The organism is Citrobacter sp. Cf116 (genome assembly GCF_030336505.1).
Classification (GTDB): Bacteria; Pseudomonadota; Gammaproteobacteria; order Enterobacterales; family Enterobacteriaceae; genus Citrobacter; species Citrobacter freundii.
This window is the reverse complement of record NZ_JAOWEQ010000031.1, coordinates 1-23,343: the sequence shown is the minus strand read 5'-3', so window position 1 is coordinate 23,343 and position 23,343 is coordinate 1. Positions and strand designations below refer to the sequence as shown.

The 23,343-nt window shown below is 51.0% G+C and carries 19 protein-coding genes, 1 tRNA gene, 2 rRNA genes and 1 pseudogene; 12 read left to right on the top strand and 11 right to left on the bottom strand.

Annotation, left to right across the window (positions count from 1 at the left end; translation table 11 throughout):
* The first annotated feature begins 68 nt into the window (after positions 1-68).
* A complete protein-coding gene (locus OGV74_RS04925; RefSeq protein ID WP_286520423.1) occupies positions 69-602 on the top strand; it encodes a lipocalin family protein in 534 nt (177 codons plus the stop codon).
* Here the strand turns inward: OGV74_RS04925 and sugE are convergent.
* On the bottom strand, positions 599-916 hold the full coding sequence (sugE, locus tag OGV74_RS04920; protein ID WP_000118520.1) for a quaternary ammonium compound efflux SMR transporter SugE: 318 nt from the start codon (positions 914-916) through the stop codon (positions 599-601). The genes OGV74_RS04925 and sugE overlap by 4 nt on opposite strands.
* Positions 917-1,172: 256 nt before the next feature.
* Between sugE and OGV74_RS04915 the strand changes: the two genes are divergently transcribed.
* Positions 1,173-1,772, top strand: a complete 600-nt coding sequence (locus OGV74_RS04915; RefSeq protein ID WP_003025485.1) for a helix-turn-helix transcriptional regulator — start codon at positions 1,173-1,175, stop codon at positions 1,770-1,772.
* A gap of 30 nt (positions 1,773-1,802) precedes the next feature.
* Here the strand turns inward: OGV74_RS04915 and ecnB are convergent, their stop codons facing one another.
* From ecnB to efp, 3 genes are all read right to left on the bottom strand, one after another.
* Positions 1,803-1,949 (bottom strand): lipoprotein toxin entericidin B, encoded by a 147-nt coding sequence (gene ecnB / locus OGV74_RS04910; RefSeq protein ID WP_003025482.1) that lies wholly within the window; start codon positions 1,947-1,949, stop codon positions 1,803-1,805.
* Between the two features lie 107 nt (positions 1,950-2,056).
* Positions 2,057-2,191: a lipoprotein antitoxin entericidin A gene (gene ecnA / locus OGV74_RS04905; protein ID WP_003830568.1), complete on the bottom strand. Its 135-nt coding sequence runs from the start codon at positions 2,189-2,191 to the stop codon at positions 2,057-2,059.
* Between the two features lie 57 nt (positions 2,192-2,248).
* The gene (efp, locus tag OGV74_RS04900; protein WP_003025478.1) at positions 2,249-2,815 is read right to left on the bottom strand and encodes an elongation factor P; all 567 of its coding nucleotides are present in this window, start codon (positions 2,813-2,815) and stop codon (positions 2,249-2,251) included.
* A 41-nt stretch (positions 2,816-2,856) separates the two neighbouring features.
* Between efp and epmB the strand changes: the two genes are divergently transcribed.
* Positions 2,857-3,885 carry an EF-P beta-lysylation protein EpmB gene (gene epmB, locus OGV74_RS04895; protein ID WP_003844987.1) on the top strand — a complete coding sequence of 343 codons (1,029 nt, stop codon included), beginning with the start codon at positions 2,857-2,859 and terminating at the stop codon, positions 3,883-3,885.
* Between the two features lie 184 nt (positions 3,886-4,069).
* On the top strand, positions 4,070-4,933 hold the full coding sequence (gene yjeJ, locus OGV74_RS04890) for a YjeJ family protein (protein ID WP_048219882.1): 864 nt from the start codon (positions 4,070-4,072) through the stop codon (positions 4,931-4,933).
* Between the two features lie 179 nt (positions 4,934-5,112).
* Here the strand turns inward: yjeJ and OGV74_RS04885 are convergent, their stop codons facing one another.
* The 3 genes from OGV74_RS04885 to OGV74_RS04875 all read right to left on the bottom strand — a co-directional run bounded on the left by OGV74_RS04885 (position 5,113) and on the right by OGV74_RS04875 (position 7,584).
* Complete coding sequence (locus OGV74_RS04885) at positions 5,113-5,466, bottom strand: DUF4156 domain-containing protein (RefSeq protein ID WP_086504822.1); 354 nt, start codon at positions 5,464-5,466, stop codon at positions 5,113-5,115.
* Positions 5,467-5,600: 134 nt separating this feature from the next.
* Positions 5,601-7,247, bottom strand: coding sequence for a chaperonin GroEL (gene groL, locus OGV74_RS04880; protein ID WP_003025464.1), 1,647 nt, complete (start codon positions 7,245-7,247; stop codon positions 5,601-5,603).
* A gap of 43 nt (positions 7,248-7,290) precedes the next feature.
* Positions 7,291-7,584, bottom strand: coding sequence for a co-chaperone GroES (locus OGV74_RS04875; protein ID WP_000027827.1), 294 nt, complete (start codon positions 7,582-7,584; stop codon positions 7,291-7,293).
* A gap of 275 nt (positions 7,585-7,859) precedes the next feature.
* On the opposite strand from OGV74_RS04875, the gene yjeH reads away from it, so the two are divergent.
* A complete protein-coding gene (gene yjeH / locus OGV74_RS04870) occupies positions 7,860-9,125 on the top strand; it encodes an L-methionine/branched-chain amino acid transporter (protein ID WP_086504821.1) in 1,266 nt (421 codons plus the stop codon).
* 49 nt (positions 9,126-9,174) lie between these two features.
* On the opposite strand, the gene OGV74_RS04865 is transcribed toward yjeH, so the two are convergent.
* Positions 9,175-9,651, bottom strand: coding sequence for an FxsA family protein (locus tag OGV74_RS04865; protein WP_003025457.1), 477 nt, complete (start codon positions 9,649-9,651; stop codon positions 9,175-9,177).
* A gap of 338 nt (positions 9,652-9,989) precedes the next feature.
* Between OGV74_RS04865 and aspA the strand changes: the two genes are divergently transcribed.
* The 7 genes and pseudogenes from aspA (at position 9,990) to OGV74_RS04830 (ending at position 17,945) form a co-directional block, all read left to right on the top strand.
* Positions 9,990-11,426 carry an aspartate ammonia-lyase gene (gene aspA / locus OGV74_RS04860; RefSeq protein ID WP_003025452.1) on the top strand — a complete coding sequence of 479 codons (1,437 nt, stop codon included), beginning with the start codon at positions 9,990-9,992 and terminating at the stop codon, positions 11,424-11,426.
* 115 nt (positions 11,427-11,541) lie between these two features.
* Positions 11,542-12,843 carry an anaerobic C4-dicarboxylate transporter DcuA gene (gene dcuA / locus OGV74_RS04855; RefSeq protein WP_003025449.1) on the top strand — a complete coding sequence of 434 codons (1,302 nt, stop codon included), beginning with the start codon at positions 11,542-11,544 and terminating at the stop codon, positions 12,841-12,843.
* A 128-nt stretch (positions 12,844-12,971) separates the two neighbouring features.
* A complete protein-coding gene (gene cutA, locus OGV74_RS04850) occupies positions 12,972-13,319 on the top strand; it encodes a divalent cation tolerance protein CutA (protein WP_003025447.1) in 348 nt (115 codons plus the stop codon).
* Positions 13,295-15,004 carry a protein-disulfide reductase DsbD gene (locus tag OGV74_RS04845; RefSeq protein WP_086504820.1) on the top strand — a complete coding sequence of 570 codons (1,710 nt, stop codon included), beginning with the start codon at positions 13,295-13,297 and terminating at the stop codon, positions 15,002-15,004. Before cutA ends, OGV74_RS04845 begins: the two co-directional genes overlap by 25 nt.
* 36 nt (positions 15,005-15,040) lie before the next feature.
* Positions 15,041-15,616, top strand: a complete 576-nt coding sequence (locus tag OGV74_RS04840) for a transcriptional regulator (protein WP_071696478.1) — start codon at positions 15,041-15,043, stop codon at positions 15,614-15,616.
* A 153-nt stretch (positions 15,617-15,769) separates the two neighbouring features.
* Positions 15,770-15,845 (top strand) — tRNA-Phe (locus OGV74_RS04835).
* A gap of 439 nt (positions 15,846-16,284) precedes the next feature.
* Positions 16,285-17,945, top strand: a pseudogene (locus tag OGV74_RS04830) (fatty acid--CoA ligase).
* Between the two features lie 219 nt (positions 17,946-18,164).
* Here OGV74_RS04830 and OGV74_RS04820 read toward each other — a convergent pair.
* The 3 genes from OGV74_RS04820 to OGV74_RS04810 form a co-directional block, all read right to left on the bottom strand.
* The gene (locus tag OGV74_RS04820; protein ID WP_086504817.1) at positions 18,165-19,886 is read right to left on the bottom strand and encodes a SulP family inorganic anion transporter; all 1,722 of its coding nucleotides are present in this window, start codon (positions 19,884-19,886) and stop codon (positions 18,165-18,167) included.
* A gap of 325 nt (positions 19,887-20,211) precedes the next feature.
* Positions 20,212-20,327 (bottom strand): 5S ribosomal RNA (gene rrf / locus OGV74_RS04815).
* Between the two features lie 90 nt (positions 20,328-20,417).
* Positions 20,418-23,323: ribosomal RNA gene (locus OGV74_RS04810) — 23S ribosomal RNA — on the bottom strand.
* Positions 23,324-23,343: the final 20 nt, after the last annotated feature.

Sequence of the window (23,343 nt, the reverse complement as noted above, 5' to 3'; positions counted from 1 at the left end):
GACCTCCTTTCTTGCTCTTTTTTCCCTGCTGTCATCTACACTTAACAAAAAACAGTAAGGAAAACACTATGCGCATTCTGCCCGTCGTTGCTGCAGTTACGGCTGCATTCCTGGTTGTCGCTTGCAGCTCCCCAACACCGCCGAAAGGCGTTACCGTGGTGAATAACTTTGATGCCAAACGCTATCTGGGAACATGGTATGAAATTGCGCGCTTCGACCATCGTTTCGAGCGCGGGTTGGATAAAGTGACCGCAACGTACAGCTTGCGCGACGACGGCGGCATCAACGTTATTAACAAGGGCTATAACCCTGACAGGGAGATGTGGCAGAAAACGGAAGGGAAAGCCTATTTCACCGGCGACCAAAGCACGGCCGCGCTTAAAGTATCATTCTTCGGCCCCTTCTATGGTGGGTATAACGTAATTGCACTCGACCGGGAATATCGTCACGCGCTGGTTTGCGGTCCGGATCGCGACTACCTGTGGATCCTTTCACGGACTCCAACTATTTCAGATGAAATGAAACAGCAAATGTTAGCCATCGCGACCCGGGAAGGGTTTGAGGTAAATAAGCTGATTTGGGTGAAACAGCCTGGCGCTTAGTGAGTGCTCAGCTTCAGACCAATAATGCCAGCAACGATCAGTCCAAGGCTCAGCAAACGTGCCGGACTGGCAGATTCACCCAGCAGCAAAATCCCTGTAATGGCCGCCCCTACGGCGCCAATGCCGGTCCAGACCGCATAAGCGGTTCCTACAGGTAATGTGCGCATTGCCCAGGAGAGCATGGCAATACTAACGATCATCGCCGCAATAGTGATAATGCTTGGCGTAAGACGCGTAAAACCGTGGGTATATTTCAGGCCAATCGCCCAGACGACTTCGAGCAAACCTGCAATTAATAAAACGATCCAGGACATATCAGGCTCCAGAACAATGGGGCCGTCCCCGGTGAAAGAAGCGTTTGCAGGTCGTCCTACAAAGCTGATGTGTGAAATGGCATTTTTGCCCGGAAGAAAATGAATTTCAACCTTTTTATTCACTGCCTGCTAAAAGCAAGAATTAAGCATAATTAGCGGCGTAGTTCCCGCATTTGGCACTCATCGGAGTTCTCTATGATGAAGGGCTTTCTGAAACCGGAAAGTCGATTGCCCCTCTTCTGAATGCGAAACGTTTATGCTTAAAATTTTAGTGATTGACCGGTGCCACTTTACCCGCACAGGGATAGAGGCCTTGCTTAATCATTCTGGCAGGTTCAGCTCTTCATTTCTGGTATCAGGAATCAATAATCTCCTGTTAGCAAAAGAGCATATTTTGCAATGGAAACCGCATCTGGTGATCGCGGATTTATACAGTTTTATTAGCGAGACGCACTCCAGTCCGCCAATTAACCCTTTTTTTATGAGTTGTGGCGTCATCCCACTGATTTTACTGCAATCAGCAGATAGACAGCATGCCCCCATCGCGCCCTCTCAATCCGTCGCCCATTCGGTCTTGACCAAGCACACCACGCTGAACACACTCTCCCACACAATTCAGGAAGCACTTCAGGTTCGCCCCGCATTAGAAATACCCAAAAACGCCACGCCTTTGCTTACGCCGCAGGAGGAGAAAGTATTATCAATGTGGATGGATGGTGTGAGTAACAATGCCATTGCCGCCGCACTCAGCATTCATGGCAAAACGGTCTACACCTATAAGCGGAATATCCGTATGAAACTGCACCTGGGGAACCGCTTCTCGCCGTTTCTGTCACTCCCAGGGAAGGGAGATTAACGGTACGACACGACGTCGTACCGTTCTTCATTATTGCTGAGCTTTTGTCGCTGCACCAGAAATGGCGCTACCGCCTTCAGAAATATCCTGTCCTACGCCTCGTGTGGTATTACACGCGGTTAAAACGGAAGAAAGTACCAACACAGAAAAGATCGCAGCAATTGTCTTCTTAACCATAACGTCTTCCTTTTCTAGCCAATATTGTTTGTGTATAGCTACTTAATAATAGACAAGATCTGGGAGTGTGATGGATAAACAATCGTTTTTAAGACTATATGAAAGGATTAGCTGGCAGCGTGAGAGATTGAATTGCCAAGATGTTTGATGTCTTCACCGAAGCCGCGCGCGGTATTGCATCCCGTCAGGAGGGTGCTGGTGAAAAGGAGTAGCATTACAAGACCGAGAAGACGTTTCATCATTCCTGCCCTGGAAAAAGTATGGCGCAGCAACCTGCGCCATAAGATCAAATGGAAGACTTATTTTACGCGAGAAACGTATTCGCCGGAGCGGGTATCCACTTTGATCACTTCGCCGATCTGTACGAACAGCGGAACTTTAACGACTGCGCCGGTAGACAGGGTAGCCGGTTTGCCGCCAGTACCAGCTGTATCGCCTTTCAGACCTGGGTCGGTTTCAACAACTTCCAGCTCAACGAAGTTCGGCGGAGTTACGGAGATCGGCTGACCGTTCCACAGGGTCACGATGCATTCAGCCTGGTCCAGCAGCCATTTAGCGTTATCGCCTACCGCTTTCTCGTCAGCAGCCAGCTGTTCGAAAGTGGTGTTATTCATAAAGTGCCAGAACTCACCGTCGCTATACAGGAAAGTCAGGTTCATGTCGGCTACGTCTGCGCCTTCAGCGGAGTCAGTAGACTTGAAGGTTTTCTCTACGCGAGTACCGGTCAGCAGGCGACGCAGCTTAACGCGCGCAAACGCCTGGCCTTTACCTGGTTTAACGAATTCGCTGGCTTCAACCGCATAAGGTTCGCCGTCCAACATGATTTTAAGACCAGCACGAAAATCGTTGCTATAGTACGTTGCCATAAGGCCCTCTGAAAATTGTTAACTGGTAGCTAAGCCACAAAATGGCGCATATTGTAACCCTAAATACCCCATCCAGAGAAGATTGGTTATCGCAACTTGCCGATGTTGTGACCGATCCCGATGAACTTCTGCATCTTTTGAATATAGACGCAGATGAAAAACTGTTGGCCGGACGCGATGCGAGACGGCTTTTCGCCCTGCGCGTGCCGCGCGCGTTTATTGCCCGCATGGAGAAAGGTAACCCGGACGATCCGCTTTTGCGTCAGGTACTTACCTCCCAGGAAGAGTTTGTTGCCGCGCCAGGCTACTCAACCGACCCGCTGGAAGAACAGCACAGTGTGGTTCCCGGTCTGCTGCATAAATATCGCAATCGGGCACTGTTGCTGGTCAAAGGCGGTTGTGCGGTGAATTGTCGCTATTGCTTCCGTCGACACTTCCCATATGCCGAAAACCAAGGCAATAAGCGCAACTGGCAGGTCGCTCTCGACTACATTACCGCGCATCCTGAGCTGGATGAAATCATCTTCTCTGGTGGCGATCCGTTAATGGCCAAAGACCACGAACTGGACTGGTTGCTCACGCAACTGGAAGCCATTCCGCACATTAAACGCCTGCGTATTCACAGCCGTTTGCCGATAGTGATTCCTGCGCGCATTACCGAAGGACTGGTCGAACGTTTTGCGCGCTCCTCTCTGCAGATTCTGCTGGTCAATCACATTAACCATGCCAATGAAGTTGATGAGACGTTTCGCCAGGCGATGAGTAGTCTGCGCGCCGCGGGCGTTACGCTACTCAACCAAAGCGTATTGCTGCGTGGCGTGAACGATAACGCACAAACCCTGGCTAACCTTAGCAACGCACTATTTGATGCCGGTGTGATGCCCTATTACCTGCACGTGCTGGATAAAGTACAGGGTGCCGCCCACTTTATGGTCAGCGATGATGAAGCACGTCACATTATGCGTGAACTGCTGACACTGGTTTCCGGTTACATGGTCCCCAAACTGGCGCGTGAAATTGGCGGAGAGCCAAGTAAAACGCCGTTGGACCTGCAGTTACGCCAACAATAACCATTATTGAGTGTCCGATTCCGGACACTCGCTATCGATCACGATTATTTAATATCCCTGCAGGTGGAGCCGCACTTTTAATATGTGCTATTTTAACTCGCAGCGCGCAATTAGTTATTTGCAAAAAATATAAATCAAGTCAAATCTAGATTTTCAATAAATATATGGTTAGGGAGAACCTTTGATGGCTATAAGTATTAAGGGTGTTAATACCGGCGTTATTCGTCAAAAGAATGAATTTGTTGCTTTGGCATTAAAGATAAAAGAGCCAAGAAATAAGGAGTCGTTGTTTTTTCTTTCTCCGCTTGGGCTAAGAGATCTGCTTATCGCGCTCGAGAGCAGGCTCTATATGAAGCACCAGCTTAGCGAAGACGCACGTTTGCAATATGAAAAAGAACGTGACAAAGCCAGCAAAAAGATGCACGAAAATATTCCGTTAATTCAGGAGGATGAGCTAAAAAATGCGGATATTAACCGTCGCATAAATTCACTGACGTTAGTGGATGATAAAGGGGAAAACTTAGCATTTTCTCTGACGCTGCATGACGGGAAAACAGATGAATTACTGGTTAATGAATTACAAATTCAGGTGTTGGCGCATGCAATTATTCATGCAATAAATAATGCTGGCATGCGGGATTTAGCGCTACGAATTACATCGCTGCTGGATTTCCTGCCGCTGTACGATGTGGATTGCCAGCAAAACGACAATCTGGAATACGACTCTTATACACAACCCGAATGGAAACATAACCTGTTTAATCATTATCTGGCGATTATTTACCGCTATACGGATGATAAAGGAAAAGCCCATTTCTGTGGTTCGGTAGTAAAAACTCGCGCCGCTTCCGGCAGCAAAGAGGCCGAAGCCATTACTCGCCGTCTGCTCGATTTCAGCCCACGGCTGAAAAAACTTGCCGGTGTACCGTGCCAGGTGTTTATCAGAACGTTGACGGGTGATAAGACGCAAAAGCTCAATCAGGATCAGTGCCTGCGCGCGCTGCATCATTTACGCGTTCAGTCTGCGCATAAGACTCAGAATGCCTGATGGCGCTGCGCTTATCAGGCCTACGATTGCATGAGCCTGTCCAGGCCACTTTATTACACAAAATCATTCAATCTGCATCGCGGCGGCAAGCGAAGAAAATCCCCAGGAGCATAGATAACTATGTGACTGGGGTTTCACAGCGCATCCAACAAAGAGGCTGGTTGAAGGATGAAGTGTAATCAGTTAGGGCACTTATAAACCTGTCCAATCATCTCACTGGCGGTAGGAACAAAGCTGGACAGCATTCCCTGCGATGGGCTGCTGACGCCATAAATCACATTACCGCCCATTGCCGCAGCCTGGTTACGCAGATCGTTTGCTGCGCCACGCATTGAGCCGCCCTCTTCGCCGTGCTGGCCAGAAAGCCAGTTGCTTTGCTTACCGGTTGCAGTGCCTATCAGTTGGCACTCTGCGCCAGGCCTGTCTTCGACAAAGCGTACGCTTTGCCCGGCTGAACTCAGTTCGTTGCTGGAGCTACAACCCGCCATCAGTAGCGCGGCACCAACGATCCCTGCTAAATATTTCACGTGCATGTCATTCCCCATGATCAATTAGTTGGACGTTATGTCCGTAGCTGAATCATATACTAAAAAGATGACCAAAAGAAAAACCCCCGGACATTTCTGCCCAGGGGTTTCTCAATTCTGAGAGGTTCAGAACAACATGATTACATCATGCCGCCCATTCCACCCATGCCGCCCATACCACCAGCAGCACCTAAGTCAGGAGCATCGCCTTTCGGCAGGTCGGTAACCATGCACTCGGTGGTGATCATCAGACCCGCAACAGAAGCCGCGTACTGCAGAGCAGAACGAGTTACTTTGGTTGGATCCAGGATACCCATGTCGATCATGTTGCCGTATTCTTCAGTTGCAGCGTTGTAACCGTAGTTACCGTCACCGGCTTTCACGGTGTTAGCCACTACAGACGGCTCTTCGCCGCAGTTCAGTACGATTTGACGCAGTGGAGATTCCATTGCGCGCAGCGCAACTTTGATACCTACGTTCTGGTCTTCGTTCTGACCTTTCAGGCCGGCAATTTTAGACGCTACGCGAATCAGCGCAACGCCACCACCAGCAACCACGCCTTCTTCTACCGCAGCACGGGTAGCGTGCAGGGCATCTTCAACGCGGGCTTTCTTCTCTTTCATTTCAACTTCAGTCGCAGCACCAACTTTGATAACCGCAACGCCGCCTGCCAGTTTCGCTACGCGCTCCTGCAGTTTTTCACGGTCATAGTCGGAAGTTGCTTCTTCGATCTGCTGACGAATCTGAGTCACGCGACCCTGGATTGCAGCTTCGTCGCCCACGCCATCGATGATGGTGGTGGTATCTTTGTTGATAACAACGCGTTTCGCCTGGCCCAGATCTTCCAGAGTTGCTTTTTCCAGCTCCATACCGATCTCTTCAGAGATAACGGTACCACCGGTCAGGGTAGCGATATCCTGCAGCATTGCTTTACGACGATCGCCGAAGCCAGGTGCTTTAACCGCAGCGACTTTCACGATACCGCGCATGGTGTTAACAACCAGAGTTGCCAGCGCTTCGCCTTCAACATCTTCAGCGATGATCAGCAGCGGTTTGCCTGCTTTCGCTACAGCTTCCAGAACCGGCAGCATTTCGCGGATGTTGGAGATTTTCTTGTCAGCCAGCAGGATGAACGGGCTTTCCAGTTCTACTGCGCCAGTTTCCGGCTTGTTGATGAAGTAAGGAGACAGATAGCCACGGTCGAACTGCATACCTTCAACCACGTCCAGTTCGTCCTGCAGACCGGTACCGTCTTCAACGGTGATCACGCCTTCTTTACCGACTTTGTCCATCGCTTCAGCGATCAGTTTACCTACGGTTTCGTCGGAGTTTGCGGAGATGGTACCAACCTGAGCAATAGCTTTAGAGTCGGAGCACGGTACGGACAGTGCTTTCAGTTCTTCAACAGCAGCAGCGACAGCTTTGTCGATACCACGTTTCAGATCCATCGGGTTCATGCCCGCAGCAACGGCTTTCAGACCTTCAGTGATGATGGACTGAGCCAGTACGGTTGCGGTGGTGGTACCGTCACCTGCAGCGTCGTTCGCTTTAGAGGCAACTTCTTTCACCATCTGCGCACCCATGTTTTCGAACTTGTCTTCCAGTTCGATTTCACGTGCTACGGAAACACCATCTTTAGTGATGGTCGGTGCACCGAAAGATTTATCCAGAACTACGTTACGGCCTTTTGGACCGAGGGTAACTTTCACTGCATCTGCCAGTACGTTTACGCCGCGCAGCATTTTCACACGAGCGTCGTTACCGAATTTTACGTCTTTAGCTGCCATTTTCTCTTTCCCTTAAATTCGTATGTTCAGTGTCGTTCGCGGATTAGGCTTCAACAATTGCCAGGATGTCGCTTTCAGACATGATCAACACTTCTTCATTGTCGATCTTCTCAGATTTAACACCGTAGCCATCGTTGAAAATAACGATATCGCCGACTTTCACGTCCAGCGGCTGTACGGTACCGTTGTCCAGGATGCGACCCTTACCGACAGCGATGATTTCGCCACGAGTTGATTTACCTGCTGCAGAACCAGTCAGTACGATGCCGCCAGCAGATTTGGATTCAACTTCTTTACGTTTGACGATCACACGATCATGTAACGGACGAATACTCATTGATAGCTCTCCTTTGAGAAAGTCTTTATCAGTTATGGGTGACGCCGGCCCGTAAACGGTTTCCCGGCTAGTGACCAGAGAGATGGGGATGGGGTTTTGTGCCTTCAAGGGGGCAAGCGAAAAAAATTTTTTATCAGCAGAAAATCCCGTCAAAATGCCGACCTGCCTCACATTCCATAACGATTTCAGTCACGTCGTCATAAGCAAATCCGATTGTGATACCATCAAAAATCTGCGTTGTAGCCCGGTCAATGGGCATAATCGGATAACCACTTATGAGCGGACTGAAACAAGAGCTGGGATTGGCTCAGGGCGTTGGCCTGTTGTCGACATCATTGTTAGGTACAGGCGTTTTCGCCGTCCCCGCGCTGGCTGCGCTGGTGGCTGGCAATAACAGCCTGTGGGCCTGGCCGGTGCTGATTGTTTTGGTCTTTCCGGTGGCGATTGTCTTCGCCGTACTGGGTCGTCATTTCCCCAGCGCAGGCGGTGTGGCGCATTTTGTCGGCATGGCCTTTGGTTCACGACTGGAGCGCGTCACCGGATGGCTATTTTTGTCGGTCATTCCTGTCGGCTTGCCTGCGGCATTGCACATCGCCGCCGGATTCGGTCAGGCGATGTTTGGCTGGCATGACGAGCAGCTTCTGCTGGCTGAGCTGAGTACGCTGGCATTGGTTTGGTACATCGGCTCCCGCGGCGCAAGCTCAAGCGCTAATCTGCAAACGGTCATTGCCGGACTGATTGTTGCCCTCATTGTTGCTATCTGGTGGGCGGGCGATCTGAAACCAGGCGAAATCCCCTTCCCTGCAATTAGCGATATTGAACTCCCCGGTCTGTTCGCCGCGCTGTCGGTGATGTTCTGGTGTTTTGTTGGCCTCGAAGCGTTTGCTCACCTGGCGTCTGAATTCAAAAATCCGGAACGAGACTTCCCACGCGCGCTGATGATTGGCCTGCTGCTGGCTGGATCTGTTTATTGGGCATGCACCGTCGTCGTTCTCCATTTTGGTGCCTACGGCGAGCAAATGGCCGCCGCAGCATCGCTGCCAGAAATCGTCGTGCAACTGTTTGGTGTACAGGCACTGTGGGTCGCCTGCATCATTGGTTATTTGGCCTGTTTTGCCAGCCTCAACATTTATATTCAAAGTTTCGCTCGACTGGTCTGGTCGCAAGCGCAGTATAAGCCTGAGAGTTATCTGGCTCGCCTGTCCCCCCGCCACCTTCCGCGCAATGCGCTAAACGCCGTATTAGGCTGCTGCGTAGTCAGTACTCTGTGTATCTATATGCTGCAAATCAATCTCGATGCGTTAATCGTCTACGCCAACGGCATCTTTATTATGATTTATTTGCTGTGCATGTTGGCGGGTTGTCGATTACTGAAAGGGCATTACCGCGCACTGGCGATCATTGGTGGTCTGCTGTGCCTACTACTACTGGCAATGGTCGGCTGGAAGAGTTTGTACGCGTTGATTATGCTGGCAGGGCTGTGGCTGTTTTTACCCCGCAGGCCGGATAAGGCAACGTTGACGCCATCATCCGGCCTATAAACACTTTTGCCGGATGGCGCTAACGCTTATCCGGCCTACATACTGAGGCTTAATCCCGACGATCGTCTTTATGTTCGATGCTGTCGCGCTTGTCATCCTTACGCTGAAATTCACCATCAAAAGTCTCACCGCCACCGGTTCCGGCGCTAAAACCACCGCCAGGCATACGTGAAAAACGTAAATGTGGCAACAGTTTCATCGTCAGATGTTTTTGCACCGGGGGTAATAAAAGAAGAAGACCGAGGAAATCGGTGAAAAAACCAGGCAGTACCAACAGCAGACCGGCAATAATCAGCGATACGCTTTTGATCATTTCTGCAGCCGGACTTTCACCAGCAGCCATTTTTTGTTGCATCAGTAAAAAGTTCTTAAATCCCTGATTACGAACCAGAGACATACCGATAACCGACGTAAAAATAACCAAAATCAGCGTCATCAGGACGCCCATCACATGGGCAACCTGAATAAAAATAGATATCTCTATGTAAACATAGAGAAAAATGGCAAGTAATGGTATCCAGCGCAAAGGGATCTCCTGTTAATAACAGCCGTTTTGTTCAACTTCTGTTCGAAAAATTATGTTAATCGCATCGATTTGATATTGTGGTGGTTAGCAAAATTTCAAGTGGCTTGTACACTAATATTTAGGGTTAATCACAAAGGGGTGATCCATTTCACAGAATAATAAATAAGAGGTAAATTCCACGCTTTAAGTGATCCAGATTACGGTAGAAATCCTTAACCAGCATATGATCTCGGGTATCAGACCGATGCAGGGGATAATCGTCGGTCGAGAAACAATCGAAATCACATATATCCTGTGTGTTTAGTCAAATCATTGGCAGCTTGAAAAAGAAGGTTCACATGTTAAACAACATTCGTATCGAAGAAGACTTGTTGGGTACCAGGGAAGTTCCAGCGGACGCCTACTACGGTGTCCACACTCTGAGAGCGATTGAAAACTTCTACATTAGCAACAGCAAAATCAGCGATATTCCTGAATTTGTTCGCGGTATGGTAATGGTTAAAAAGGCAGCGGCAATGGCCAACAAAGAGCTGCAAACCATTCCTAAGAGTGTGGCAAATGCCATCATCGCGGCGTGTGATGAAGTCCTGAATAACGGAAAATGCATGGATCAGTTCCCGGTAGATGTTTACCAGGGTGGTGCGGGTACCTCCGTCAACATGAACACCAACGAAGTTCTGGCCAATATCGGTCTGGAACTGATGGGTCACCAGAAAGGTGAATATCAGTACCTGAACCCGAACGACCACGTTAACAAATGTCAGTCTACCAACGATGCATACCCAACTGGCTTCCGTATCGCTGTATACGCATCCATCATCAAACTGATTGATGCACTGAACCAGCTGCGTGAAGGCTTTGAGAAAAAAGCCGATGAATTCCAGGACATCCTGAAAATGGGTCGTACCCAGCTGCAGGATGCTGTACCGATGACTCTCGGTCAGGAATTCCGTGCTTTCAGCGTACTGCTGAAAGAAGAAGTGAAAAACATTGGGCGTACCGCTGAGCTGCTGCTGGAAGTTAACCTCGGCGCAACAGCAATCGGTACTGGTCTGAACACGCCGAAAGAGTACTCTCCGCTGGCAGTACAGAAACTGGCTGAAGTTACTGGCTTCGCCTGTGTTCCGGCAGAAGACCTGATTGAAGCAACTTCTGACTGTGGCGCATACGTTATGGTGCACGGCGCACTGAAACGTCTGGCTGTGAAGATGTCCAAAATCTGTAACGACCTGCGTTTACTCTCCTCTGGTCCGCGTGCGGGTCTGAACGAGATCAACCTGCCGGAACTGCAGGCTGGGTCTTCTATCATGCCAGCTAAAGTGAACCCGGTTGTTCCGGAAGTCGTAAACCAGGTGTGCTTCAAAGTCATCGGTAACGACATCACTGTCACCATGGCATCTGAAGCTGGTCAGCTCCAGCTGAACGTAATGGAGCCGGTCATTGGTCAGGCAATGTTTGAATCCATTCACATTCTGAGCAACGCTTGCTACAACCTGCTGGAAAAATGCGTTAGTGGTATCACTGCTAACAAAGAAGTCTGTGAAGCGTTTGTATTCAACTCCATCGGCATCGTTACTTACCTCAACCCGTTCATCGGTCACCACAACGGCGACATCGTCGGTAAAATTTGTGCCGAAACTGGTAAGAGCGTACGTGAAGTTGTCCTGGAACGCGGTCTGTTGACCGAGTCTGAACTGGACGATATCTTCTCTGCACAGAACCTGATGCACCCTGCTTATAAAGCAAAACGTTATACTGATGAAAGCGAACAGTAATCGTGTAGGGTAGTACCGGAGAAGGCACGTCATGATGACGTGCCTTTTTTCTTACTCGAAGTTACTTAAAAACAACAATTTAATATCAACTTGTTAAACAACAAGGAAGACTAATATGATAGTTTTAGAACTTATCATCGTTTTGCTGGCAATCTTTTTAGGTGCCAGACTTGGGGGTATCGGTATTGGATTTGCAGGTGGGCTGGGTGTTCTGGTTCTTGCCGCTATCGGCGTAAAACCCGGTAATATCCCGTTCGATGTTATTTCCATCATCATGGCGGTTATCGCTGCCATTTCAGCTATGCAGATTGCAGGTGGTCTGGACTATCTGGTTCATCAAACTGAAAAACTGCTGCGTAAGAACCCGAAATACATCACGATCCTTGCACCTATCGTGACCTATTTCCTGACTATCTTTGCCGGTACTGGCAACATCTCTCTGGCAACGCTGCCGGTTATCGCTGAAGTTGCGAAGGAACAAGGTATCAAGCCTTGCCGTCCGCTCTCTACCGCAGTGGTTTCTGCACAGATTGCGATTACGGCTTCTCCAATCTCCGCAGCCGTGGTTTACATGTCTTCCGTCATGGAAGGTCATGGCATCAGCTACATTCACCTGCTGTCCGTGGTCATTCCGTCCACCCTGCTGGCCGTTCTGGTGATGTCCTTCCTGATCACCGCACTGTTCAACTCCAAACTGTCTGACGACCCGATTTATCGTAAGCGTCTGGAAGAAGGCCTGGTTGAACTGCGCGGTGAAAGACAAGTTGAAATCAAAGCTGGCGCGAAAACCTCCGTTTGGCTGTTCCTGCTGGGCGTGGTTTGCGTAGTTGTATACGCCATCATCAACAGCCCAAGCCTTGGCCTGGTCGCTAAACCGCTGATGAACACCACCAACGCAATCCTGATCATCATGCTGAGCGTCGCGACGCTGACCACGATCGTCTGCCGCGTTGAAACTGACTCCATCCTGAACTCCAGCACCTTCAAAGCCGGTATGAGCGCCTGTATTTGTATCCTGGGTGTTGCATGGCTGGGTGATACCTTCGTATCTCACAACATTGACTGGATCAAAGATACTGCAGGTAGCGTAATTCAGGGTCATCCGTGGCTGCTGGCTGTCATCTTCTTCTTTGCTTCTGCGCTGCTGTACTCTCAGGCTGCAACCGCTAAAGCACTGATGCCGATGGCTCTGGCTCTGAACGTTTCCCCACTGACTGCTGTTGCGTCTTTCGCCGCGGTTTCTGGCCTGTTCATTCTGCCAACCTACCCAACTCTGGTTGCGGCGGTTCAGATGGATGACACCGGTACAACCCGCATCGGTAAATTCGTCTTTAACCATCCGTTCTTCATCCCAGGTACTCTGGGTGTGGTTCTGGCTGTCTGCTTCGGCTTCTTGCTGGGCAGCTTCATGCTGTAAGTTTTTCCTGCAGGGTGCCTGGGCGCCCTGCAGTTCCTACTCCCCACCCCGCTTTAACTAACATCCTTCCCTCGTCCGTTGTATAGTGACCATTCTTTTGCTGGTTACTCTGTTCTTTCGAGGTGTTTATGCTTGATGTAAAGAGTCAGGATATTTCCATCCCCGATACCGTTGTGGTGCTCTGTACCGCCCCGGACGAAGCAACCGCCCAGGATCTCGCCGCCAAAGTGCTGGCGGAAAAGCTGGCTGCCTGCGTGACCCTGCTACCCGGTGCGACCTCCCTCTACTATTGGGAAGGCAAACTGGAACAGGAATATGAAGTGCAGATGATTTTAAAAACCACCGTCACACACCAGCAAGCCCTTCTCGATTGCCTGAAGTCACATCATCCGTATCAAACGCCTGAACTTCTGGTTTTACCCGTCACTCACGGAGACTTTGATTACCGCTCATGGCTCAACGCATCCTTACGCTGATCCTGCTGCTGTGCAGCACATCTTCCTTTGCCGGATTATTTGACGCGCCTGGCCGCTCGCAGTTTGTACCTGCCGATCGGGCGTTTGTTTTTGATTTTCAGCAAAACCAACACGATCTGAACCTCACATGGCAGGTTAAAGATGGCTACTATCTATATCGCAAACAGATAAGCATTACGCCATCTCAGGCCGATATTGCCGAGATAAAACTGCCGCCAGGCGTTTGGCATGAAGATGAGTTTTACGGCAAAAGTGAGATTTACCGTAAACAACTGACTATCCCGATCACGGTCAATCAGGCTAAGTCTGGCGCAACATTAACGATCACATACCAGGGCTGCGCCGACGCCGGATTTTGCTATCCACCAGAAACAAAAACGGTGCCATTAAGTGAAGTGTCTGCCGATATCCAGGCGACACCTGCGCAGGTGCCAGCCACTGTCAATCCGCAAGAGAAACCGCAGCCCGCGGCTCAACTTCCCTTTACCGCTCTGTGGGCATTGCTGATCGGAATAGGCATCGCGTTTACGCCCTGCGTACTGCCGATGTATCCGCTGATTTCCGGGATCGTGCTGGGCGGCAAGCAGCGCTTATCAACCGGGCGCGCACTGTTGCTGACGTTTATCTATGTCCAGGGGATGGCGCTCACCTATACCGCCCTGGGTCTGGTTGTTGCTGCCGCCGGATTGCAGTTCCAGGCCGCGCTACAACATCCTTACGTCCTGATTGGCCTTGCCGTCATCTTTACGCTGCTCGCGTTGTCGATGTTTGGCCTGTTCACACTGCAACTGCCTTCATCGCTGCAAACGCGCCTCACGCTAATGAGTAACCGCCAGCAAGGCGGAGCTCCCGGCAGCGTCTTTGCGATGGGGGCGATTGCTGGCCTCATCTGTTCTCCTTGCACAACGGCCCCGCTAAGCGCGATTTTGCTGTATATCGCTCAGAGCGGGAACATGTGGCTGGGAGGCGGCACGCTGTATCTGTATGCGTTGGGGATGGGATTACCTCTGATGCTGATTACCGTATTTGGCAACCGCCTGCTGCCTAAAAGTGGCCCATGGATGGAACATGTCAAAACCGCTTTTGGCTTTGTCATTCTGGCGCTTCCCGTCTTCTTACTCGAACGTATCGTTGGCGACGAGTGGGGCGTTCGCTTATGGTCACTGTTAGGTGTCGCGTTCTTTGGCTGGGCGTTCATTACCAGCCTGCAGGCAAAGCACACCTGGATGCGTATCGTGCAGATTGTCCTGTTAGCCGCAGCACTGGTATGCGTGCGTCCACTGCAAGACTGGGCGTTCGGCGCGCCGCATACTCAAACCCAGGCACACCTTAACTTCACGCCGGTGGCATCGGTAGATGCGTTAAATCAAGCGCTGGAGCAAGCTAAAGGCAGGCCAGTCATGCTGGATCTGTATGCCGACTGGTGTGTAGCCTGTAAGGAATTTGAAAAGTACACGTTCAGTAATCCGCAGGTTCAGCAAGCGCTAGGCAACACGGTGCTGTTGCAAGCGGATGTGACAGCAAACAATGCCCAGGATGTCGCTCTGCTGAAACATCTACAGGTTTTAGGTTTGCCGACTATCTTGTTCTTTGATGCCGAGGGAAAAGAGCATCCGGAGGCCCGGGTAACGGGTTTTATGGATGCCGCTAGCTTCAGCGCACATTTGCGCGATCGCCAACCGTGAGCGACACTTGCAACAGGAAATACGGAGGAGAATACCGTGCAACGTGAAGATGTCCTGGGAGAAGCCCTGAAATTACTTGAGGTGCAAGGGATAGCCAATACCACGCTGGAAATGGTGGCCGAACGTATCAATTATCCTCTGGATGAACTGCAGCGCTTTTGGCCCGATAAAGAGGCCATTCTGTACGATGCGCTACGTTACCTCAGCCAGCGGGTGGATATCTGGCGGCGTCAGCTTTTGCTGGATGACACCCTGAGCGCTGAGCAGAAATTACTGGCGCGCTACACCGCACTGTCCGAATGCGTGAGCAATAATCGCTATCCCGGCTGTCTGTTCATCGCCGCCTGTACGTTTTACCCCGATCCCGGGCATCCGATCCATCAGTTAGCCGATCAGCAAAAAAAGGCAGCACATGACTTCACCCATGAACTGCTCACGACGCTGGAAGTTGACGACCCGGCAATGGTCGCCAAACAGATGGAACTGGTGCTGGAAGGCTGCCTGAGCCGCATGCTGGTTAATCGTAGTCATGCTGATGTCGAAACGGCACACCACCTGGCTGAAGATATCCTACGCTTTGCCCAGTGCCGAATGGGCGGTGCGCTGACCTAAGCGAGCATTATCTGTTTTAGCCGCATCTGTCGGGGATGATTTGTGCAAACTTCAGGCATAACCATGCAGATTGCCGCAATATTAAGCGGTTGAACAATGTTTCCAGAAATTTGATTGACTGACAGACGTGAATACGGTTTAATGCGCCCCGTTGCCCGGATAGCTCAGTCGGTAGAGCAGGGGATTGAAAATCCCCGTGTCCTTGGTTCGATTCCGAGTCCGGGCACCACTATTCAGAAGAACCCGCCTATGGCGGGTTTTTTGCTTTCAGGGTTCTGCTAGATTTCTGATCGTTCTGTCCACTGCGACTCCTACCCTACCTCATCACGCCAGCTAAACCTTTCAGTGAGACCACGATGGTACTGCAAAAAATATAGCGGTATCAGGAACACCTCTTTTTCTGGCGTGCTTAACCGTAGGCCAGATTTGAGTAATTTATCTGAACAACCTTGGGCACTGAACCAGCGGGTGAAGGAACTGGGCATAGAGTAGCCTGGATTCTGCAGGTAGCGAATAACCCGATCGCGTTGCAAGGTACGCACATTCATCCCCAGGGGCTGGAACTGGTCTCCGCCTCGACATCTGAAGCAAACGCCAGGGAGTAAAAGCCAACCTTCATCTACAATTGCCATCATACCGAGCAAATAGTGAGTCAACGAGGAATCTGGATGGTGAAAACAAGAATCATACAGTCAGCGCAGGGGGCCCATGCCTATCCGTTGCTGATCAAGAGCCTACTGCTGTCGGGTGGGCGTTCTCATCCCGAGCGAGAAATCGTCTACGCCGATAAGCTCCGTTACGACTATCGTACCCTCAAACAGCGCATTCATCGCCTGGCAAACATGCTGACAGCGGCCGGTGTCATGCCTGGAGACACCGTCGCCTTGCTGGATTGGGACAGCCATCGTGCCCTCGAGTGTTTCTTCGCGGTACCCATGATTGGTGCCGTGCTGCACACGGTGAACGTCCGCTTCTCGGCGGACCAAATCGCTTACACCATGAATCATGCCGAGGACAACCTGGTACTGGTGCACGACGACTTCTTGCCGGTTGTCGAGTCACTGGCAGAGACACTGACCACTGTCCGGGGATACATCCAGCTTAGCGACGAAGAATCGAAGGCGACCAGCCTGCCGGTGCTAGGGGAATATGAGACCCTGCTGGCCGCAGCGGGAGAACTCTTTGACTTCCCCGACTTCGATGAAAACTCGATAGCTACCTTGTTCTATACCACTGGAACCACGGGCAATCCCAAGGGAGTCTACTTCAGCCATCGCCAGCTGGTCCTGCACACGCTCAATGAACTGGGTCTCCTGGCAGCCCACGAGGGACAGTCGCTGCTACGATCGAACGATGTCTACATGCCGATCACCCCTATGTTCCACGTGCATGCCTGGGGCGCTCCCTATGTCGCAACAATGCTGGGTGTGAAGCAGGTATATCCCGGTCGTTACGAACCCAACAAACTGGTGCGGTTTTATCACGATGAGGGTGTGACCTTCTCGCATTGTGTGCCAACCATTTTGCAGATGATCCTTGAGTGCGAAGAAGCCACGCAGACTGATCTGTCAGGATGGAAGATGTTACTGGGTGGCAGTTCACTGTCCCTTGGACTGGCGACACAAGCCCACCATAGGGGCATACGCATTCACGCCGGCTATGGCATGTCTGAGACCTGTCCCCTGCTCTGTATGACCCACTTAAGCGATGCCGAGCTGGCCCTTCCCATGGATGAACAGTTACCCCTGCGGATTCGGACCGGCCTGCCTGTCCCGTTGGTGGATCTGCGTATCGTCGATGGCGAAGGTCGGGAGGTGGTGCACGACGGAGAAGCCCTGGGCGAAATAGTGGTGCGAGCCCCTTGGTTGACTCAGGGCTACCTGAAGGAACCCGAGAAAGGGGCTGAGCTATGGAATGGCAGTTGGCTGCACACCGGCGACATAGCCTCTATCGATCCCCATGGGATAGTGGAAATCAAGGATCGCATCAAAGACGTAATCAAGACGGGCGGTGAGTGGATAAGCACGCTGGAGCTTGAGAGCCTCATCAGCTCACACGCGGCGGTCAGGTCGGTAGCCGTCGTCGGGATACCTGATGAGCAGTGGGGCGAACGCCCCTGGCTCTGGTGGTTTGCAAGGAAGGGGAGGACCTGGAGCCGCAAGCCATAGCGACACATCTACAAGGATTCGTCGACCGCGGCCACATCACTAAATGGGCGATCCCACGACAGATAAGGATAGTCCCGGATATTCCCAAAACCAGCGTTGGCAAGATCAACAAGCGCCTGATTCGGGAGCTCGAAGCCAGCAATGGGAAGGATATTATTTAAGCGATCTGTCGCATGCACAGCGTAAGGTTAACAACAGTCACACTGCTTATATTTCAGGTAGTTTGCCGATATCAATGCTCTGCCGGGGAACTCACCGTCCCCGCGCGGATGCTGATCCCCCCTTTAGCAACATGGGGTTCTGGTCGATGTCAGGTCCTGCTGGACGAAAACCCGTCCTCAGCGCCTTCCATCCAGCCTGATCATTTACCTAAATCTGCTTTATTCAAAAACGCCAGATTCACCCTCACTCATGCTTTCTTTGCTTTGAATAAACCGCAGCGCCAAATAAAGGTCTGGTGCCATAATCATGTCGTCGTCCTTCATTGTCGGTCGACTCTCTTTAAACCAGCGTGTTAACTCCGTTTTCCGGCCCGCAAGAATTAACTTAATCTGCCGCCCCTTCAGGTCCCGTTTTAACTCATTAATGGTTGCCAGGACGCTGATATCTGAATAGGTAAAGCAAGAAACGGCGTCAATGACCACCCATTTAGGTTGTAGTACTGCACCATCGACTAAATTCAAAACGCGGCGCTTAAAATAGGCCACATTAAAATAGGTCAGCGGTGAGTTAAATCGGTACATCAACACGCCAGGGATCATTTTCACATCAGTTGAATTACCTAGTGAGTGAATCATCCCATTTTCGTCAATTCCCAATAAGTGCTCAGTAGGACGAAAAACTGTGCGCAGGAACTGCAATAGACCCAGCAATACCGCAAGGCCGATCCCCTGAATAACACCAATAATCAGAACACAGCCAAAGGTGAAGAACGCCAGGCGAAATGCGGGTTTATTTCTTCGCCTCAGATTCCAGAGTCCGCGTAAATCAATCAATGACCACGATGCATAAATAAGAACAATGCCTAATGCAGATACCGGAATAAATGGTAATGGCTGCGTGAAAAATACCACGACAATTCCGATGATTAAGGCTGCAACAACGGAAACCAGCTGGCTTTTCCCTCCGGTGGAGTCATTTACCGCAGTCCGGGAATCGGCTCCGCTAATCGCAAACCCCTGAGATAAGCCAGACATCAGATTCGCAACACCCAAAGCCCTGAACTCAGCATCAGCATTTATTTCGTATCCATTTTTCGCGGCAAAACTGCGAGCGGTTAGCATCAGGCTAACAAAACTGACTAATGCCAGGTTCAGCGCAGGGATCAATAAATCACGCGCCAGACCAGGCTGAAATGAGCCCCAGTGAACAACAGGCAAACCAGACTGGAAGCCCGATCCCCCAATAGTGGCAATACCATACTGCTGTGCAGATGTGACCCATACCAGCGCCGTTGTTATCACAATTGCAATCAACGGTGCTGGCCATTGGCTACGAAACGTTTTGATAGCTATTAAAATCGCTAACGTTAGGATGGAGATCCCTAAGGTTAATAAATGAATTTCTGAGAGTCGGCCTGGCAGGGCAATAATCTTCTCAATCACTTGCTCTTCATCAAGCGTAATCCCCAGCACCTTACCGAGTTGCCCGACAATAATCGTCACGGCAACGCCGTTAAGCAGCCCCGTTAGAATGGGATGAGAAAGCAGATCAGCAAGCGCACCCAGGCGAAACTTACTGGCAAGTAGACACCATCCTCCCATCATCACGGTCATGACGATTGTTAACTGCCAGTGGAGTTCTGGATTTCCGGCAGAAAGAGGAACCACAACTGCCGCAATTACCGCGCAGGTCGTGGCATCAGGGCCAACAATCAATTGGCGGGAAGAACCAAACAGTGCATAAGCTAGCATTGGCAAAACGCAGGAATATAACCCGACGATAGCCCCGACTCCCGCCAACTCAGCGTAAGCAATCGCAACCGGTAGTGCTACGGCAGCAACGGATAACCCGGCTTTAACATCATGTTTTAGCCAGCTTTTATCGTACGCTAATAAATTTTTTAGACCCGGCATGTAGTTTAATACCATTTTTCCGAACACTTTATTCTCCGGATTGACCCTTACTAATAGATAAAGGTACACGTAACTGCCGCAGGAGATCCTGATATTTTCGGGAGGTAATACAGATAATTCAGATTGGGTGTTTATCGCGTATGCCGCAGAATGGCTTGTGTTATGCAGGCTCTGGATATTGCTTTGCACCCGATGGTGCGATGTCGTGATCTGCCTGATGCGCTGCGCTTATCAGCGCCTGCAAATACGTTCAGCCCGGCGGATTTGTCCTCCTCAGGAGAGCGCTCACCGACAGATCACAGATAAAACAAAAGGCCCGGTCTTTCGACCGGGCCTTTCGCTTTTATTTAATGCCTGGCAGTTCCCTACTCTCGCATGGGGAGACCCCACACTACCATCGGCGCTACGGCGTTTCACTTCTGAGTTCGGCATGGGGTCAGGTGGGACCACCGCGCTACAGCCGCCAGGCAAATTCTGTTTATCAACACGCTTTGGCATGTCGATGTAATCTGTATCAAGCTGAATGTCGTCTCTTCGCCAAAACATCTTCGGCGTTGTAAGGTTAAGCCTCACGGTTCATTAGTATCGGTTAGCTCAATGTATCGCTACACTTACACACCCGACCTATCAACGTCGTCGTCTTCAACGTTCCTTCAGGAGACTTATAGTCTCAGGGAGAACTCATCTCGGGGCAAGTTTCGTGCTTAGATGCTTTCAGCACTTATCTCTTCCGCATTTAGCTACCGGGCAATGCCATTGGCATGACAACCCGAACACCAGTGATGCGTCCACTCCGGTCCTCTCGTACTAGGAGCAGCCCCCCTCAATTCTCCAGCGCCCACGGCAGATAGGGACCGAACTGTCTCACGACGTTCTAAACCCAGCTCGCGTACCACTTTAAATGGCGAACAGCCATACCCTTGGGACCTACTTCAGCCCCAGGATGTGATGAGCCGACATCGAGGTGCCAAACACCGCCGTCGATATGAACTCTTGGGCGGTATCAGCCTGTTATCCCCGGAGTACCTTTTATCCGTTGAGCGATGGCCCTTCCATTCAGAACCACCGGATCACTAAGACCTGCTTTCGCACCTGCTCGAGCCGTCACTCTCGCAGTCAAGCTAGCTTATGCCTTTGCACTAACCTCCTGATGTCCGACCAGGATTAGCTAACCTTCGTGCTCCTCCGTTACTCTTTAGGAGGAGACCGCCCCAGTCAAACTACCCACCAGACACTGTCCGCAACCCGGATTACGGGTCCACGTTAGAACACCAGCCATTAAAGGGTGGTATTTCAAGGATGGCTCCATGCAGACTGGCGTCCACACTTCAAAGCCTCCCACCTATCCTACACATCAAGGACCAGTGTTCAGTGTCAAGCTATAGTAAAGGTTCACGGGGTCTTTCCGTCTTGCCGCGGGTACACTGCATCTTCACAGCGAGTTCAATTTCACTGAGTCTCGGGTGGAGACAGCCTGGCCATCATTACGCCATTCGTGCAGGTCGGAACTTACCCGACAAGGAATTTCGCTACCTTAGGACCGTTATAGTTACGGCCGCCGTTTACCGGGGCTTCGATCAAGAGCTTCTCCTTACGGATAACCCCATCAATTAACCTTCCGGCACCGGGCAGGCGTCACACCGTATACGTCCACTTTCGTGTTTGCACAGTGCTGTGTTTTTAATAAACAGTTGCAGCCAGCTGGTATCTTCGACTGATTTCAGCTCCACGGGTAAACCGCTTCACCTACATATCAGCGTGCCTTCTCCCGAAGTTACGGCACCATTTTGCCTAGTTCCTTCACCCGAGTTCTCTCAAGCGCCTTGGTATTCTCTACCTGACCACCTGTGTCGGTTTGGGGTACGATTTCGTGTTACCTGATGCTTAGAGGCTTTTCCTGGAAGCAGGGCATTTGTTACTTCAGCACCGTAGTGCCTCGTCATCACACCTCAGCGTTAAAAGGTACCGGATTTACCTGGAACCTCCGCCTACATGCTTAAACCGGGACAACCGTCGCCCGGCTAACATAGCCTTCTCCGTCCCCCCTTCGCAGTAACACCAAGTACAGGAATATTAACCTGTTTCCCATCGACTACGCCTTTCGGCCTCGCCTTAGGGGTCGACTCACCCTGCCCCGATTAACGTTGGACAGGAACCCTTGGTCTTCCGGCGTGCGGGTTTTTCACCCGCATTATCGTTACTTATGTCAGCATTCGCACTTCTGATACCTCCAGCAACCCTCACAGGCCACCTTCAACGGCTTACAGAACGCTCCCCTACCCAACAACACATAGTGTCGCTGCCGCAGCTTCGGTGCATGGTTTAGCCCCGTTACATCTTCCGCGCAGGCCGACTCGACCAGTGAGCTATTACGCTTTCTTTAAATGATGGCTGCTTCTAAGCCAACATCCTGGCTGTCTGTGCCTTCCCACATCGTTTCCCACTTAACCATGACTTTGGGACCTTAGCTGGCGGTCTGGGTTGTTTCCCTCTTCACGACGGACGTTAGCACCCGCCGTGTGTCTCCCGTGATAACATTCTTCGGTATTCGCAGTTTGCATCGGGTTGGTAAGTCGGGATGACCCCCTAGCCGAAACAGTGCTCTACCCCCGAAGATGAGTTCACGAGGCGCTACCTAAATAGCTTTCGGGGAGAACCAGCTATCTCCCGGTTTGATTGGCCTTTCACCCCCAGCCACAAGTCATCCGCTAATTTTTCAACATTAGTCGGTTCGGTCCTCCAGTTAGTGTTACCCAACCTTCAACCTGCCCATGGCTAGATCACCGGGTTTCGGGTCTATACCCTGCAACTTAACGCCCAGTTAAGACTCGGTTTCCCTTCGGCTCCCCTATACGGTTAACCTTGCTACAGAATATAAGTCGCTGACCCATTATACAAAAGGTACGCAGTCACCCCATAAAGAGGCTCCCACTGCTTGTACGTACACGGTTTCAGGTTCTTTTTCACTCCCCTCGCCGGGGTTCTTTTCGCCTTTCCCTCACGGTACTGGTTCACTATCGGTCAGTCAGGAGTATTTAGCCTTGGAGGATGGTCCCCCCATATTCAGACAGGATACCACGTGTCCCGCCCTACTCTTCGAGTTCACAACCTGTGCATTTTGGTGTACGGGACTATCACCCTGTACCGTCGGACTTTCCAGACCGTTCCACTAACACACAAGCTGATTCAGACTCTGGGCTGCTCCCCGTTCGCTCGCCGCTACTGGGGGAATCTCGGTTGATTTCTTTTCCTCGGGGTACTTAGATGTTTCAGTTCCCCCGGTTCGCTTCATTACGCTATGTATTCACGTAATGATAGTGTGACGAATCACACTGGGTTTCCCCATTCGGAAATCGCCGGTTATAACGGTTCATATCACCTTACCGACGCTTATCGCAGATTAGCACGTCCTTCATCGCCTCTGACTGCCAGGGCATCCACCGTGTACGCTTAGTCGCTTAACCTCACAACCCGAAGATGTTTC

Coding starts and splice junctions, on each gene's coding strand:
- OGV74_RS04925 (WP_286520423.1), top strand. CDS start 69: ATGCGCATTCTGCCCGTCGTTGCTGCAGTTACGGCTGCATTCCTGGTT.
- sugE (WP_000118520.1), bottom strand. CDS start 916: ATGTCCTGGATCGTTTTATTAATTGCAGGTTTGCTCGAAGTCGTCTGG.
- OGV74_RS04915 (WP_003025485.1), top strand. CDS start 1,173: ATGCTTAAAATTTTAGTGATTGACCGGTGCCACTTTACCCGCACAGGG.
- ecnB (WP_003025482.1), bottom strand. CDS start 1,949: ATGGTTAAGAAGACAATTGCTGCGATCTTTTCTGTGTTGGTACTTTCT.
- ecnA (WP_003830568.1), bottom strand. CDS start 2,191: ATGATGAAACGTCTTCTCGGTCTTGTAATGCTACTCCTTTTCACCAGC.
- efp (WP_003025478.1), bottom strand. CDS start 2,815: ATGGCAACGTACTATAGCAACGATTTTCGTGCTGGTCTTAAAATCATG.
- epmB (WP_003844987.1), top strand. CDS start 2,857: ATGGCGCATATTGTAACCCTAAATACCCCATCCAGAGAAGATTGGTTA.
- yjeJ (WP_048219882.1), top strand. CDS start 4,070: ATGGCTATAAGTATTAAGGGTGTTAATACCGGCGTTATTCGTCAAAAG.
- OGV74_RS04885 (WP_086504822.1), bottom strand. CDS start 5,466: ATGCACGTGAAATATTTAGCAGGGATCGTTGGTGCCGCGCTACTGATG.
- groL (WP_003025464.1), bottom strand. CDS start 7,247: ATGGCAGCTAAAGACGTAAAATTCGGTAACGACGCTCGTGTGAAAATG.
- OGV74_RS04875 (WP_000027827.1), bottom strand. CDS start 7,584: ATGAGTATTCGTCCGTTACATGATCGTGTGATCGTCAAACGTAAAGAA.
- yjeH (WP_086504821.1), top strand. CDS start 7,860: ATGAGCGGACTGAAACAAGAGCTGGGATTGGCTCAGGGCGTTGGCCTG.
- aspA (WP_003025452.1), top strand. CDS start 9,990: ATGTTAAACAACATTCGTATCGAAGAAGACTTGTTGGGTACCAGGGAA.
- dcuA (WP_003025449.1), top strand. CDS start 11,542: ATGATAGTTTTAGAACTTATCATCGTTTTGCTGGCAATCTTTTTAGGT.
- cutA (WP_003025447.1), top strand. CDS start 12,972: ATGCTTGATGTAAAGAGTCAGGATATTTCCATCCCCGATACCGTTGTG.
- OGV74_RS04845 (WP_086504820.1), top strand. CDS start 13,295: ATGGCTCAACGCATCCTTACGCTGATCCTGCTGCTGTGCAGCACATCT.